This is a genomic window from Faecalispora jeddahensis, assembly GCF_000577335.1.
Taxonomy (GTDB): Bacteria; Bacillota; Clostridia; order Oscillospirales; family Acutalibacteraceae; genus Faecalispora; species Faecalispora jeddahensis.
In genome coordinates this window covers 1-14427 of sequence record NZ_CBYL010000059.1, presented here as the reverse complement: position 1 = coordinate 14427, position 14427 = coordinate 1, and the positions used below count along the sequence as shown (strand labels likewise).

The window sequence follows — 14427 nt, the reverse complement described above, 5'->3', positions numbered from 1 at the left end:
GGCCGCCCGCTGGGCAGGCACCGCCACAAACGACCATTCGTAGGCGTCCGCCGGCTGGTCGAGTACGGTACAACAGATTTTCTCCCGCCCCTCGCTGCCATAGCTGCGCCCCTTCACATGCCCGCACGCCTGCTTCACGCGATCCGCACCGCAGACGGAACAGGTGGATTTCCCCACCGCGCAGCCCACGCTGACCTCCTTTTTGATTCCCGATTCCAGCTCCAGAATCAAATCGGCGTTCTTCTCCGTTTTGGGCAGGTAAGCCCGTGCCACCAGCCGGGTGTACGGCTCGCCCGCCTGTGTCGTTTTCTGCGGGTCGGTTTCCACGTGGGTCGAAAAAATCCGGGCAGTCTGGTCGCCGCTTTTCATGCTGTGGTCGAACAGACCCGTTTTGCCGAGGAACAACTCCCCCAGCCGGTGCAGCGCCGGGATCGTGAATCGCTCGAAATCGCGGTCGATCTCGTTATCGCACAGCACTACCGAAAACACATACAGCTCTTCGGGTGAAAATTCCCGCCGGGTGTAGCGGCCAATCTGCCGAAGCTCCTCCACAGAAGCCGCGCTCTGCGCGCTTTTGATCACATAGCCTTCTCTCATGCTCTCCCCTCCTTTTCCTTCTGAACTTCCCATTCCAGCTTCGCCGCCTGCGCATTTTTGAGCCTTGCCCCCGCCAGGTCCACCGTATCCTGCAGGCTGATATCCTCCCAGATGATCTCCATCCGCTCGGAATATCCGTTCAACAAAAGCCACATCCGGCAGATTTTCTCGATCACCGGCTCGAGCAGGCGGCGGTAGCTTTCCAGCTCGCTGGTGAGAATATCAGCCTGTTGGGAGGACATTCTCTCGGTCGACGACCACGAAAGCCCCAGCAAAAACGGCGGCACGCCCAGCTTCGCCACAATCTGCTCCAAAAGCTGGCGCACGGGGATTTCACTGTCCAGAATCTGATTGTCCGCGCCGATCACCCGGATACTCACGTCGCCCACGGCGACAAAATCACTCACCCCGGCCCCCGGCTGCATTGCGCGGCTCCACTGGTCGGCGATCTGCCTGGCACGCTCGGCGCCATAGGCCCGGTCCCCCTCGCCGGAAGGCTTGTAGGTCACCGCAAAACGGGTATTTCCCACACGATCCCAGTTGACGCCGATCGTATGGTAAATTTTCATCAGAACCTCCCCTAAAAAGGGAAGCCCCCGCAGAATCGATACGCCGCGCACCTCCCCCGGCTCGGGATTCAGCGCAGACAGCAGCACCAGATTGGGGTATTTCACCGGCACAGCCTCTCCCGACGGCCCGCGCACACACAGCTGCACCTCCAGCGGATTTTCTCCCCGGCACAGCTCCAGATGCTCCAGCCGGGCATTGTAAAGCCCCACGATTCCGCAGGCGTCCGCGCTCAGCAGGATTTCCCCGACAGCGGTGCCGTACATCAGCAGCTGGTCAAGGTAGGTGCATAAAAAGCTCTGGATTCCTGCCTGTGCCGCGCCCACCGGAACATGCCTCAAAAACTCCGTCAGCCCCCGCCGTGCGGCAGCGTCCGGGCACTCCACCTGAAAGGTGCCGATCAGCCGCACTGTCTTTTCCAGCGCGGCGGAAATGATCGGCACCGATTCCCGCAGCGTTCCATACAGACGCTGTTCCCCGCCCGCGAGCGGCGCGTACCGATTCCATTCCCAGCCTGCCTGCCACCCGGAACGCGGGGCTGTCTGCATGGCAGGAACGGCAGGCGGGCTTTTCTTTGCTTTAAACCAACCCATCATACTCTCCTGTCCGGCGCGGCGCAGCTACCGCAAAGCAGCCCCCCGCGTCCTGCTGTAATATTGTCGCGGTAAAATACCGAATGTCGTCCATGGCGTGGTCGTTTTCCTTGATCGGCGCGTCGCGTGTGGAGTCGGAACTCCACCGGTACAGCGCGAATTCTCGCATCGCGTCGGCGCAGGTGTCACAAATGCAAAGCTGCCCGGCCTTGAGCGCCGCCGCCACCTGACGGATTCCGTCCAGCACATCGTTTCTGGCCGGAATCACCCGGAACTCTCCGTGGCGGCGGATGACTGCCATAAAGCTCGCGGCGGAGGGGTCGGCCACCACACATTCGATTTTTCTGCCCCCGGCGAGCTGGCACAGTCCGGCGTAATGTTCCTCGTCCGTGCGCTGAAAACCTTCCCTGCGGGAATCGTAGTAATATTCCGCAATCCGGTACCAGCAGCCGTTCTGGCTTCCCCACAGCCCGAAGGAAGAAGGGTTTACCGTGCCGTAATCACACGAAATCACATAGCGTTCCAACGTCCCCTGCGGTACGGGGCAAAACTGCTCCTGCGTCATAAAAGGGTACACCAGTCCCTCGGCGGCCACCCACTCCCCCAGCACAAAGCGCCGGTAAAATGGACCGGAATACAGCCCCCGGTAGCGCTCAAGCATCGCCTCGGACAGCGACGGATTATCTTCCATCTGAAAATGCAGGTACAGCGCGTTCTTTTTCGCGGCGTTCTGAATCCACTCGCGGTAAAACCAGTGCTGCGGATGCTCCGGGTTACAGTTAAACCAAAAGGTCGAGCCCTCCACCGAGCAGCGGGCCAGTGCTTGCTCCACAAACGAGCGGGGCATCAGGGCCACCTCGTCGAACAGAACTCCCGCGAGCGTCATGCCCTGAATCAGTGCGGAGGAGGACTCATCCTTTCCGCCAAACAGGTAAAAGCGGTTTTCGCGCCCGCCCGCCGAGATGGTCAGCAGATTCTCCGAAAGCTTCAGGGAACATTCAAAGCCGTTTTCCCGCAGCACCGGCAGCAGGGGCACGACCAGATTCCGCCGCAGGGAACGAATGGTTTTCCCGCACAGCGCGAATGACTGGCCATCATACCGGTAAAACGCCCACGCGATAAAGGAAATTCCAAGACAGAGTGTCTTACCGCTTCGCACCGCTCCGTCGCAGATCACCGCGCTGTAATGCTCAAACGGACTGCCCCGGCACCACCAGCTCAGCGCCTGAAGCTGCTTTTTCGAAAAAGGGTGAAACTCCAAACTCAGTCCTCCTCCGGAAAATTCGGCTCAAAACTGCGCACGCTCTGCTCAAGCGCACGGTAAAAGCCGCCCGGGCCCTCCCCGCGATTCTCATTCATCTGCTCCAAACATTGCAGCGCCTTGATGCGGTCAAAAAACTTGATCTCCATTCCACCGCCTTTCGGGCGCTTGATTTCCGCCACATTGAATAAATCCATCCCGCGAATCTCCAGCTGATCCGGGTCGTCGCAGAACATCAGCCGCACGGCGTCCGCAACCCCGCCAAACGCCAGCTTGTCGTAGCCCCGCATAATTTTTCGCTTCGCCTTATTTGGGTCCGTCATACGCCCTCCTTCCCCGTCTCATTGTCTTGTTTTGTGACAAAGTTCCTCGCCATTCCTACCGACCAACGCAATCTTTACCATTCCTTGCATGGTCTGACAAAGCTGCTTCGTGTTTTCTCGGGATCGGCAGGTTCTGACTCCCCCGGACAAAATAAAAAAACTTTCCCCTGAAAGAGAAAGCATTCAAAAATATTTTTTATTTTTCCGCGAAGCAGGGAAAAAGAGAGCACAAATTGTAGAATCATTCAAAATATATACTATATGTATATTTGGATTTCTTTTCCCAGAAAAAACACTTGACATTTTCACACGATCGCGCCATACTGTATATATAGTATATATACAGTATTCGGAAAGGAGAGCGCCGTGGATATTCTCATCAGCAATTCAGACAGCAGACCCATCTACGAACAGATCACACACCAAGTGAAAAATCAGATCATCAGCGGCAAGCTGAAAGAGGGCGACGCTCTGCCGTCGATGCGCGTACTGGCCAGGGAACTGCAAATCAGCGTGATCACCACGAAGCGTGCTTATGAAGATCTAGAGCGCGACGGCTTCCTGATCACCCGGGCCGGCAAAGGCAGCTTTGTCGCGGCACGCAACGTTTCGGCCATTCAGGAGGAACACCTGCGCCAGATCAGGGAGCTGATCTCACAGGCCGTGCGGCTGGCACAGGCCGGCTCTATTTCCCTTGAACAGCTTTCTGAACTTCTCAATCAACTTTATAAAGGAGAATCGATATGAAGAATTTACTGGAAGTACGCGGCCTGACGAAGCGTTTTCCCTCCTTTGCCTTACAGGATGTCAGTTTTTTGATTCCCGGCGGGAGCATCATGGGGATGGTAGGCGAAAACGGCGCCGGTAAAACCACCACCATTAAACTGCTTTTAAATGAGCTGAAGCCCGACGGCGGCGAGATTCGGATTTTTGGCTCCAACGCGCAAAAGGAAGAGCGCAAAATCAAAGAACAGATTGGCGTGGTATTCGACGACTGTTATTTTCCCGGCGAGTTCCATTCCCGGCATATCAGCGATCTGCTAAAAAGATTTTTCAAAGACTGGGATGAACCGCTGTACCAGTCCTATTTGGAAGAATTCAGTCTCCCGCGTGATCAGCTGATCAAAGATTTTTCCAAAGGAATGCGGATGAAGCTTTCGATTGCCGCCGCGCTGGCTCACCATCCCCGCCTCCTGATCCTGGATGAAGCCACCAGCGGGCTCGATCCTGTGATGCGCAGCGAAATCCTTGATCTGCTTTTGGAATTCATTCAGGACGAAGAGCATGCCGTGCTCTTCTCCTCGCACATCACCGCCGATCTGGAGCGGATTGCGGATTATGTCACCTTCATTCACGAAGGCAAAATACTGCTGAGCGGCTCAAAGGATGAAATCATGGATTCTTATGGCGTTGTAAAGTGCGGCGCGGAGGAATTCGGCCGCCTGCCGAAAAGCGATTATCTGCGCAGCCGAAAGAATTCCTTTGGCTGCGAGGCACTGATCAAAGACCGGCCGGGATTTGTAAAGCGCCACCCCGGGCTGATGGTAGACCCGGCCAGTCTTGACGACATTATGGTGTTCTATGGGAGGGAGCAAAAACGATGAAAGGTTTATTGATGAAGGATCTCATGATCTCCAAACGAAGCCTTCTGGCTTTCAGCGCGATTCTTTTGCTGCTGTTTTTCATCTCAATGGTGGTGCATTCCGATTATTCCCTTCTCGGTGACGGGACGTTGTCTTTCATGACCATTTATTTCACAGTGTTTTTGTCCATCAATCTGTTTGCATATGACGAAGCCTGCAAGTGGAATCTTTACGCACTTTCCTTACCGGTCAGCAAGCGTCTGTTGGTACTCGGCAGGTACGTCTACTTATTGTTGGCAATCCTTGTGGCCACTTGCCTTTCCTTCGCGTTCTCGGCGGCTGCAGGCAATCTGTTCCATGCGGAAACCATTCTTCAAATTCTAAGCTCTATTGGGATGTCGTTCATTCTAATCGGCATTCTGGCTCCCCTGATGTACCGCTTTGGCACCCAGACCGCGCGGATCCTGCTGATGGGCGTTTTTTTGCTTGTCTTTCTACTGATCTATCTTCTGCAAAAACTGCCGTTCTCAATCTCCGGACCAGATGATCTGTCCATTGTTTTTCTGGTAGCGGCAGCCTTCGGGGCTTGTATTCTCTTATTCTTTCTATCCTATCTGATCTCCTGTAAAATCATGGAACAGAAGGATGTCCAGTAAAGGAAGGGGCCGGTTACTTTTCTGCGGAATCGCGGGGAGCGGAAGGTACCCATACAGTTCCCACCAATCATATCTCTCCGCATTCTTTTCCCTGCATCCGCAGCTTCTGCAAAGAAAGGAGTAAATCACTTTGAAAGGCTTACTTTATAAGGATTTTATCCATCTGCGCAAATTTCTGCTCGCCGGACTGTTTTTAATCGTGTTTTCCCTTGTTGGCGTCTGGATCTTTCTCAATCGGCTGGGAGAAAAAGATTTTGCCTATGGCTTCATCGTTTCGGCTTCGACGCATTGGCTTACTTTGATAACGGCTTATTTTGCTTTTCAGAGGGACGAAAGGAACAAGTGGAATGTCTATGTACTGTCGTTTCCGGTGGACAAAAGACTGCTGGTGCGCAGTCGGTACCTGTTTCTGTCCTGTATTCTCCTTACGGGCAACCTGCTGGGTTTCTCTCTCTCTGGATTTTCCTATGGTTTTACTCAGGAAGTATTTCTCGAGCACTGCGGGATGATCGGTCTCACGCTTCTGCTGCTCAGTGCCTTTTTACCGGCGGCCTACCGAAAGGGCTCGCAGGACGCGATCTGGATTCTGGTTCTTTGCTATATTTTATTGAATGTTTTTGACTTGATTTTCGGTCTTATCGGTCGTAATACGGAAATTCTGCTCCTTCTTAATACTTTGGTTTTCCACCAGGCTCCAGTTTTCGGTCTTTTCTTTGCGCTCCTGCTGTTCTGGGGCTCTTACTTCCTTTCCTGCAAGGTACTCGAAACAAGCGATGTCTCTTAATCCAAAATCCTTCATTTTAGAGATAAAATTTTTCTATAAAATAAATTTCACAACGGCCGACCTGAATCAAAAAGCGATTTGGGCCGGTTTTTTCGTCGGATCGCACCACGTTTTTATCAATTGTTGTAAGCCCTTACAAAAATAGCAAAGTTTTTTTGTCTGCCCCTCTCCCGCTTCCAGATTGACAGAGTTCGACAAGTCTTATATAATTGTCCCAGTCACATATTGGAAAATTTTAACAATCAATTTTATTTTTTTGAGACTATTGCCGAATGACTTTGCGGCTAAGATAAAAATTGTTGCTTTGGAGGGCCCTCATGAAAAATCTATCCATTCCCAAAAAACTGACTGTCAGCTTTACCTTAGTTGTCGTTTTATTCAGTGTGATGATCGCCTGTATTGTCATGTTCGGGATGAAATCGATTGCAAACTCTCTGAACAGCTTCTATCAAGGGCCGTATCAAACCGTAACCGCATCGGAAGATTTGAACAAATCGCTCAACGCACAGCAGAAATATCTGCTGATGTATTTGACAAACGACGATCAGGACTCCATTGTCGGCTACCAATCCGAACTGAGAAGGCTAGACTTGGCAATGCAGTCTGACATAGCGATCCTTAAAAACAATCTCACCTTACAAGAAAATCAGGACAAGCTGAATCTGCTGATCGCCAACTCGACCACCTTAAAAAGGCTGAGCGAGCAGCTGCAGAACATGTACAGCCGCGGAGAAGTGGAGTCCGCAAAAAAGCTGTACTACTCCGATTTTATTACGATTGCCAACGCTTCCCAAACTCTCTCTTCCACACTCAGTTCATCCTCTAAATCCGTGGCGAACCAATTTTATATCAGCGCTTCCAAAACCGAAAAGCAAACGTATCAGATCATTGCCATTTTCAGCGCCGCCATCCTCGTTTTTATCATTTTGATCTGTATCTATATTGTCCGTATCATCACAAAGCCGATCAAGCAGATCGAGTCCGCCATGCTCCGCTTCTCTGAGGGAGAGCTGGATGTGGATATCCCCTATGTCTCAAAAGATGAGCTGGGGGTTCTGGCAGAAGGCATGCGTACCGTATCCGGGAATCTGAAAGCTTACATCGACAACATTTCGTACGTGCTTGGCGCCATTTCAAAGGGCGACATGACCGTAACCGTTGACGTCGATTACAAAAATGATTTTGCGCCGATCAAGGAGGCGCTGGTCTCCATTGTGGATTCCCTGAACAGCACCCTTTCACAGGTTCAAGTTGCCGCCAGCCAGGTTTCTACCGGGGCAGAGCAGGTATCCCTGGGTGCACAGACTTTGTCGCAAGGGGCGACAGAGCAGGCCAGCTCGATTGAAGAACTCGCCGCCACCATCAGTGAAATTTCCGATAAGGTAAAGGCCAATTCTTCCAACGCGCAAACCGCCAGCTCGCATGCGGATGAAACAGCCCGCGTGATTCAGGACGGCGACACGCTGATGCAGCAGCTTGTGGGATCGATGTCTGAAATGGAAAAGACCTCTACCGAAATCAACAAGATCATCAAAACCATTAACGATATTGCCTTCCAGACGAATATTCTGGCCCTGAACGCAGCGGTAGAGGCCGCCCGGGCCGGTTCCGCGGGACGAGGCTTCTCCGTCGTGGCGGAGGAAGTCCGGAACCTGGCAAGCAAAAGCGCCCAGGCTGCCGACAACACCACTTCTCTGGTCGAAAACACCCTTTCCGCCATCCAAAACAGCACCACGCTGGTGGACAAGGTACGCAAGTCTCTTGATGCAATCGCAAAGAGGTCCTCCGACGTCACCGTTCTGATTCAGGATATCGCGGTCTCCTCACAGGAGCAGACCGGCGCGATCGATCAGGTCAACGAAGGTATCAATCTGATTTCCGGCGTCGTACAGACAAACTCCGCTACCGCAGAAGAAAGCGCAGCCGCCAGTGAAGAGCTGTCCGGTCAGTCCGAAATCATGCTCAGCCTGGTCAACGTGTTTCAGCTAAGAGGAGGGGCCACCGTCGAACCCGTGCAGATCTCCGACCTCCCAGAAGATTCCGGGTATTCCGATTTTCCGCTTTTCTCCGACGAGCCCGACCTCTTTTCGGAAGAAGAATCCGCCGAGCTTGCACCGATGCTGTGAGAAAAAACAAACTGCTTCAGACATATCCTCCTGATAGATTCATAAAAAGCGCACCAGATCGGTTTTAAATCCCGATCTGGTGCGCTTTTTATTCAGCCGGGTTTTTAGACCCGGTTTATTTTACGCTCTGCTGTGTTTCTCCGTTGTCGGCCAACAGCGTAGCTGTCACTTCAAAGGTTTTGCCCTGCTGGCCAATCGCGCCCGGCCGGTAAAGCGTCACTTTCATCGTATCCCCCGGCTTATGCAGACCCAGCTTCTGGTACAGCTCCGTCATGGTCGAGATCGACGTGCCGTCCACCTTTGTAATAATATCGTTCACCTTCGCCTCTGTCCCCTGGAACGCACTCTCGGAATCGATGGAAACGATAACCACCCCCTGGGGCCAGCCCAGCTGCTGCTGCAAGCTGGTCACCTGATTTGCACCAATGCCCAGACGCGCCCGCCCGGACACATACCCGCTCTTGATCAGGTCATCCACAATGCTTTTGGCGCGCGCGATCGGGATGGAAAAGCCCATTCCCTCATAGCCCTCCGCCACAAGCTTCGAGGTGTTCACACCGACCACCTGTCCGTACAGGTTCAGCAGCGCGCCGCCGGAAGCCCCGGGACTGATCGCCGTGTCGGTCTGAATATACGTCATGTTCGCCTTGTCGCTGTATCCCACCGAACGGTTCAGACCCGAAACAACGCCGCGGGTCAGCGAGCTGGCAAAGGTCATGCCGCCCGGGTTGCCGATTGCCAGAACCCAGTCGCCGACAGCCAGTGAATCGGAATTTCCGAAAGCAGCCACAGGCAGATTTTTTGCATTGATTTTCAGGACCGCCAGATCCGTCGTTTTGTCAAAGCCAACCACCGCCGCATTGTACTGGCTGTTATCATGCAGAATCACGCGCAGCAACGAATGGTTTTTTGAGTCCTTGATCACATGCGAATTCGTGATGATATAGCCGTCCGAACGGCAGATGATCCCCGATCCCGAGCTGGTCCCTTCCTGCGTTTCGCAGACCACACCGATAATGGAGGGAGATACCTTCGCGTAAATCTCCTTCGCGGTGCTCTCCCCGCCCGTGGGCGCAGACGCAATCGCCAATCCCGCAAATTTGGGGTCGGCCAGCGTTCCGGTCGGCGCAGGCTCCGCGTCTTCCACACTCTGAGAAGGCTCCGCAGATTCCGGCGGCGCCTCGGAAGGCCCCTGCGGCGGCTGCGAAGAAGCCGAGGAATCGTTTTTCTCCGGAGAAAGCGCCGTATAAACGCTGAGGCTGAAAAACCCAAGCACAAAAACGGCGGTTAAAGTCACGAGCGCGCCGATAAACAGACGGTAGCCCCTGCTCTTCGGCGGTTTGGGGGTATATTCCGGCTGATGAAACGGCCCTTTGCCCGCTCCCTGCCCGTAAGGCGCATAGACCCGCGGGGGCTGATAGCCAAACGGCATCTGCTGCCCCTGCGGCGGATAGGGCGGATACCCATACGGCGGGTATGGCGGGTAACCCGGATACTGCTGCCATCCGTTTTGCGGATACCCGTACGGTGCCTGCGGCGGCTGACCCGGTGCAGGGTTCTGCTGTTCTCCGCTCTGCGCGGAACCATAGGGGTTATACGGCGGTGCCCACTGGCCCGGCGCGGTATCCTGCCGTCCCTCGCTCTGCGCGGAACCATAAGGACCATACGGCGGCCTTGGCTGCTCCGCCGCGGGATTCTCCTGTTCCTGTGCGGGGTTCTTCTGCGGTTCACCCGGTGCGTCTGTTTCTGGGTTCGGGTTCTCTTCGTGCACCTCTTCGGGCGCTCTATCCGCGGCGGAACTCTCTTTCTCCGGCTGTGCCGGGGGAGGTTCCTCCGCTTCCGGAATCGGCGCATCTGAATCGGAACCTGCATCCGGCTCTCCGGCCGGATCATCACTAGGCCCCTGCGAATCTGTCCGCTCCAAATCCGGCAGGCTGCTCTGCGGGGGATCCTTTTCCTCTTCGGCCGCGCTTTCGGAATGCGTTTCCTTCTGTAAGAAAAACTCTTCCAAAGTATCCGGCCAGGGCTTTTGGGATTTCTCTGCCTCGTCGGCTTCTCCCTGCCCGTCGGGTTTTTTCCACTGAAAATCGTCCATGCTCATCCCCCCGTAAAATGGTTTACCCCTTCGGCTCCTTTTTATCCTTCGAAAGCTCCTTAAACGGCGCATCCTCAGCCTCGGCCTTGATCTGTTTTTCCTTGTTTTTCGGCAGCCAGAACTGGAATTCGCAGTATTCGTTCTCCACGCTCGAAACCGTGATCTCGCCGCCGTGCAGCCCGATGATGGTGCGTACGATATACAGGCCAAGCCCCATCCCGTTCTTATCGTAGCTTCTCGATTTATCCGTTTTGTAAAAACGCTCGAAAATCATGTCGACCTCGTCAGGCGGGATTCCCGCGCCGCTGTTCTTCACACGAACGATGTCCCGGTCGGCTTTATCCTCCACATGAATCTCGATGTATCCGCCGTTGTTGGTAAACTTTACGGCATTTTCAATCAAATTATACATCACCTGATGAATCATATCCGGGTCGCCGTCGACGAACAGGCTTTCCGCATCCTCCAGTCCGCGCACCTCCAGGTGCTTGTCCTCAATCGCCTTTTCAAACGAAAGCAGAGCCGAAAAGATGGTGTTCGTCAGATCAAAGCGTCCAGGCCGCAGCTTCAGCTCGCCGTTGTCGATGCGCGAAAGATCGAGCATGGTGCGCACCAGCCGCGAAAGGCGTTTAACCTCGGTGGAAACAATCTTCAGGTATTTTTCCTGCTGCTCCGGCGGAATCGTCCCATCCAATATGCCGTCGATGAACCCGGCAATGGTCGTCATCGGCGTTTTCAGCTCGTGCGATACGTTGGCGATAAAATTGCGGCGCACCGTTTCACCGGAGGCCAGCGAAGCCGCCATGTTGTTGAACGCCAGCGCCAGCTGGCCGATTTCGTCGTTGCTCGTCACCGGAACGCGCACCGAAAAATTTCCTTCGCCAAAGCTGTGCGCCGCCAGCGACATTTCATGCAGAGGCCGCACCAGCCGGTACGAAAACAGCCACACCATAATAAACGACAGCATAAACACCGCCGCCGCCGCGATCAGGAACATCCGCAGCGCTTCGGTGCGGTACACCTGCAGGGAATAGATGCTGGAGGCGGTGAACACCGCTCCAATCGTCACGGTGGCGCCGTTGTCGCTCAGCACCTGAATGGGCACGCCCACAATGTAGTGGGGCTGCTGGTAAATGCCCTTGAGGGTGCCGGTGCCCATATAGCCGCCGCCGATCACCTGTTTCATGATGTCTGCGCTCACGGCGCCGGCGCCCACCTCTCCGCTGCCGGTATAAGCCGAAAGAAGCCGCGCTCCGTTTTTATCTGTTACAAAAATGTCCGCGTCAATATTCACCGAAAACGCGGAGATAAACGCCTGCATGCGTTTGCCGTCCACCATGTATTGGTCGTTCTGAATCATGATCACGCTTTCCGATGCCACGGCGGCAACGCCCTGGGCATTTTTGCTGAGCAGCTCCCGCTTTTCGTCCTGCCAGTAGCGCGAAATGAAGGTGATCATCACCACCCCCAGAAAGATAAAGCTGACAAAAATAATCATCAGTGTGATGCGCAGATACTTTTTAAACAGAGTTTTTTTCACTCCGCGAGACGCCCCTTCTCCATTTCAATCCATCTTCCCGCACGGGGAGCAAAAGATAGTTTTGCCGCCGGGAAATCCGGCGCCGCTACTTATTCCTTGACCTCGAATTTATACCCCACGCCCCAAACGGTTTTCAGGGCCCATTTTTCCGAAACGCCCTCCAGCTTTTCGCGCAGGCGCTTTACGTGCACGTCTACCGTGCGGGAATCGCCGTAATAGTCGAAGCCCCACACCTCGTCGAGCAGCTGGTCGCGGGTAAACACACGGTTCGGGTTGCTGGCCAGGTGATAAATCAGTTCCATCTCCTTGGGGGGCGTGTCCACCTGAACGCCGTTCACGCGCAGCTCGTAGTTCGTCAGGTTGATCGAAAGCTTGTCGAACTTCACTTCCTTAATCAACTCGTCGCCATTCTTGCCTACGCGGCGCAGCACCGCCTTAATGCGGGCCACAACCTCCTTGGCCTCAAAGGGCTTTACCACATAGTCGTCCGCGCCCAGCTCCAGACCGAGCACCTTGTCGAACACCTCGCCCTTCGCCGTGAGCATAATAATCGGGCACTGAGACTTCTTGCGAATCTCACGGCAAACCTGCCACCCGTCCAGCTCCGGCAGCATAATGTCCAGAAGGATCAGATCCGGGTTCTCCGCGTCGAACAGATCCACCGCTCTTTTGCCGTCATTGGCGATCGCCACATGAAAGCCTTCCTTTTCCAGATACAGCCGCAGCAGCTCGCAGATGTTCTGGTCATCGTCGACTACCATAATTTTTCCTGCCGCCATAGTATTCTACTCCTTCCGTCCTGTTTGTATGAGCCTTCAAAATCATTACCGCGGCATTTTCATGGCCGTGGGGGGTGCAAAGCGCCGCCGAAAAGCAGCCTCAAAATCACCGCGCCGCATACCGCGGCTTCATCTCGATTCGCCGCGCATGATCGCCGCAAACACTTTTGCAGTTATTATACCAGATTATTATACTAAAATGGGCGATAAAAAGGATGAATATTTTTTAAAGCTTTCGCCCGGCGGCATGCGCCCTGCGGGCCTTTGCAGCCCTTTTCCGCCAGGGCGCCGCAATTGCCCGCTTTCTTTTCCGTTTCTGCCATGTTACAAATTCATTGATAACTGAAATGGGCAGGGAACCGCCCCTCTTCCCGCCCGCCTTCGTTAAAACGAAAGAACGCCGGCTATTTTCAGGCGGTATATATTATATCAGGAAATATACTTGCAGGATACGCTGTACAATGGTACACTGTAATGTATGGCTCGCAGGAGGGATTCCCAAAATGAATAAACTCACAAAACTGTGGAGATTTCTCACATCGCCGGAGATGCTTTCCTATCTGGTATTCGGTGTTCTTACCACACTGATCAATATTTTGCTGGCCGGCCTTTTGTACGACGTTCTGCACTGGAACCTGTACGTGGCCAATACGCTGGCCTGGGTCGCTTCCGTCGCGTTTGCCTTTTTCACCAATAAGCTGTTCGTGTTCCAAAGCAAAAGCATGGCCCCCGCGGTACTGCTGCGGGAAGCAATGTCTTTTCTGGGGGCACGCCTGTTTTCACTGGGGGTAGATACCCTCGGCATGGGGCTTTTGGTGGATTTACTTCACTGGAACTTCTGGGTGGCCAAAATCCTGATGAACGTGATTGTGGTCATTCTGAATTACATTTTCAGCAAGCTGCTGATCTTCAACCAGAAAAAATAAAGGGGCGCAGCCAGCGTCCCGAAATTGGAGGATGAAACATGCTTAAGAACAGCGAAAAAACGATGGACAAAATTGTCAGTCTGTGTAAAAACCGGGGATTTGTCTATTCCGGCTCCGAGATTTACGGCGGACTCTCCAACACCTGGGACTACGGCCCGCTGGGAGTGGAATTTAAAAATAATGTAAAAGCGGCATGGCGGAAAAAGTTCGTGCAGGAGAGCCCCTACAATGTAGGGCTCGATTCCGCGATTCTGATGAACCCGCAGGTATGGGTTGCCTCCGGCCACGTAGGCGGCTTCTCCGACCCGCTGATGGACTGCCGCGACTGCCACACCCGCCACCGCGCGGACAAGCTGATTGAAGAGGCCGGCGGCGACGCAAACGGCATGACCTTCGAGCAGATGGCCGACTATATTCAGGAGCACGGCATCGCCTGCCCCGACTGCGGCTCGAAGAATTTTACCGACATCCGCAAGTTCAACCTGATGTTTAAAACCTTTCAGGGAGTCACCGAGGACGCGAAGAACGAAATCTTCCTGCGCCCCGAAACCGCTCAGGGTATTTTCGTCAACTTTGTGAATATCCAGCGCACCACCC

Annotated in this window: 13 protein-coding genes and 1 pseudogene; 7 read left to right on the top strand and 7 right to left on the bottom strand. The window is 54.0% G+C overall.

The genetic code is table 11. The features are described 5' to 3' along the window. The 4 genes and pseudogenes from TY09_RS15965 to TY09_RS15950 form a co-directional block, all read right to left on the bottom strand. Positions 1-597: pseudogene (locus TY09_RS15965) on the bottom strand (hypothetical protein); the annotation flags it as partial. Then, positions 594-1757 (bottom strand): phage portal family protein, encoded by a 1164-nt coding sequence (locus TY09_RS15960; RefSeq protein ID WP_042436416.1) that lies wholly within the window; start codon positions 1755-1757, stop codon positions 594-596. The gene TY09_RS15960 and the pseudogene TY09_RS15965, both read right to left, overlap by 4 nt. Further along, entirely contained in the window at positions 1744-3018 is a 1275-nt protein-coding gene (locus tag TY09_RS15955) for a PBSX family phage terminase large subunit (RefSeq protein ID WP_042436414.1), read from the bottom strand. The genes TY09_RS15960 and TY09_RS15955 overlap by 14 nt, the downstream gene beginning before the upstream one ends. 2 nt (positions 3019-3020) lie before the next feature. After that, positions 3021-3341, bottom strand: a complete 321-nt coding sequence (locus TY09_RS15950) for a hypothetical protein (RefSeq protein ID WP_042436412.1) — start codon at positions 3339-3341, stop codon at positions 3021-3023. Positions 3342-3707: 366 nt separating this feature from the next. Here TY09_RS15950 and TY09_RS15945 point away from each other — a divergent pair, with 366 nt between their 5' ends. The 5 genes from TY09_RS15945 (at position 3708) to TY09_RS15925 (ending at position 8490) form a co-directional block, all read left to right on the top strand. Continuing rightward, positions 3708-4088 carry a GntR family transcriptional regulator gene (locus TY09_RS15945; protein ID WP_009063329.1) on the top strand — a complete coding sequence of 127 codons (381 nt, stop codon included), beginning with the start codon at positions 3708-3710 and terminating at the stop codon, positions 4086-4088. Further along, positions 4085-4945 (top strand): ABC transporter ATP-binding protein, encoded by an 861-nt coding sequence (locus TY09_RS15940; protein WP_042436409.1) that lies wholly within the window; start codon positions 4085-4087, stop codon positions 4943-4945. Before TY09_RS15945 ends, TY09_RS15940 begins: the two co-directional genes overlap by 4 nt. Continuing rightward, on the top strand, positions 4942-5580 hold the full coding sequence (locus tag TY09_RS15935; RefSeq protein ID WP_042436407.1) for an ABC-2 transporter permease: 639 nt from the start codon (positions 4942-4944) through the stop codon (positions 5578-5580). Before TY09_RS15940 ends, TY09_RS15935 begins: the two co-directional genes overlap by 4 nt. A gap of 130 nt (positions 5581-5710) precedes the next feature. Beyond that, positions 5711-6364: an ABC-2 transporter permease gene (locus TY09_RS15930; protein WP_042436405.1), complete on the top strand. Its 654-nt coding sequence runs from the start codon at positions 5711-5713 to the stop codon at positions 6362-6364. A gap of 317 nt (positions 6365-6681) precedes the next feature. Then, on the top strand, positions 6682-8490 hold the full coding sequence (locus TY09_RS15925; RefSeq protein WP_042436403.1) for a methyl-accepting chemotaxis protein: 1809 nt from the start codon (positions 6682-6684) through the stop codon (positions 8488-8490). A gap of 115 nt (positions 8491-8605) precedes the next feature. Here the strand turns inward: TY09_RS15925 and TY09_RS15920 are convergent, their stop codons facing one another. The 3 genes from TY09_RS15920 to TY09_RS15910 form a co-directional block, all read right to left on the bottom strand. Beyond that, the gene (locus TY09_RS15920) at positions 8606-10585 is read right to left on the bottom strand and encodes a S1C family serine protease (protein ID WP_042436401.1); all 1980 of its coding nucleotides are present in this window, start codon (positions 10583-10585) and stop codon (positions 8606-8608) included. A gap of 22 nt (positions 10586-10607) precedes the next feature. Next, positions 10608-12125 carry a HAMP domain-containing sensor histidine kinase gene (locus tag TY09_RS15915; protein ID WP_042436399.1) on the bottom strand — a complete coding sequence of 506 codons (1518 nt, stop codon included), beginning with the start codon at positions 12123-12125 and terminating at the stop codon, positions 10608-10610. 89 nt (positions 12126-12214) lie between these two features. Then, positions 12215-12904, bottom strand: a complete 690-nt coding sequence (locus tag TY09_RS15910; protein WP_009063327.1) for a response regulator transcription factor — start codon at positions 12902-12904, stop codon at positions 12215-12217. Between the two features lie 503 nt (positions 12905-13407). Between TY09_RS15910 and TY09_RS15905 the strand changes: the two genes are divergently transcribed. Beyond that, entirely contained in the window at positions 13408-13830 is a 423-nt protein-coding gene (locus TY09_RS15905; RefSeq protein ID WP_020072632.1) for a GtrA family protein, read from the top strand. Between the two features lie 38 nt (positions 13831-13868). Continuing rightward, the coding region (locus TY09_RS15900) for a glycine--tRNA ligase (RefSeq protein ID WP_042436397.1) at positions 13869-14427 on the top strand (559 nt) is incomplete at its 3' end.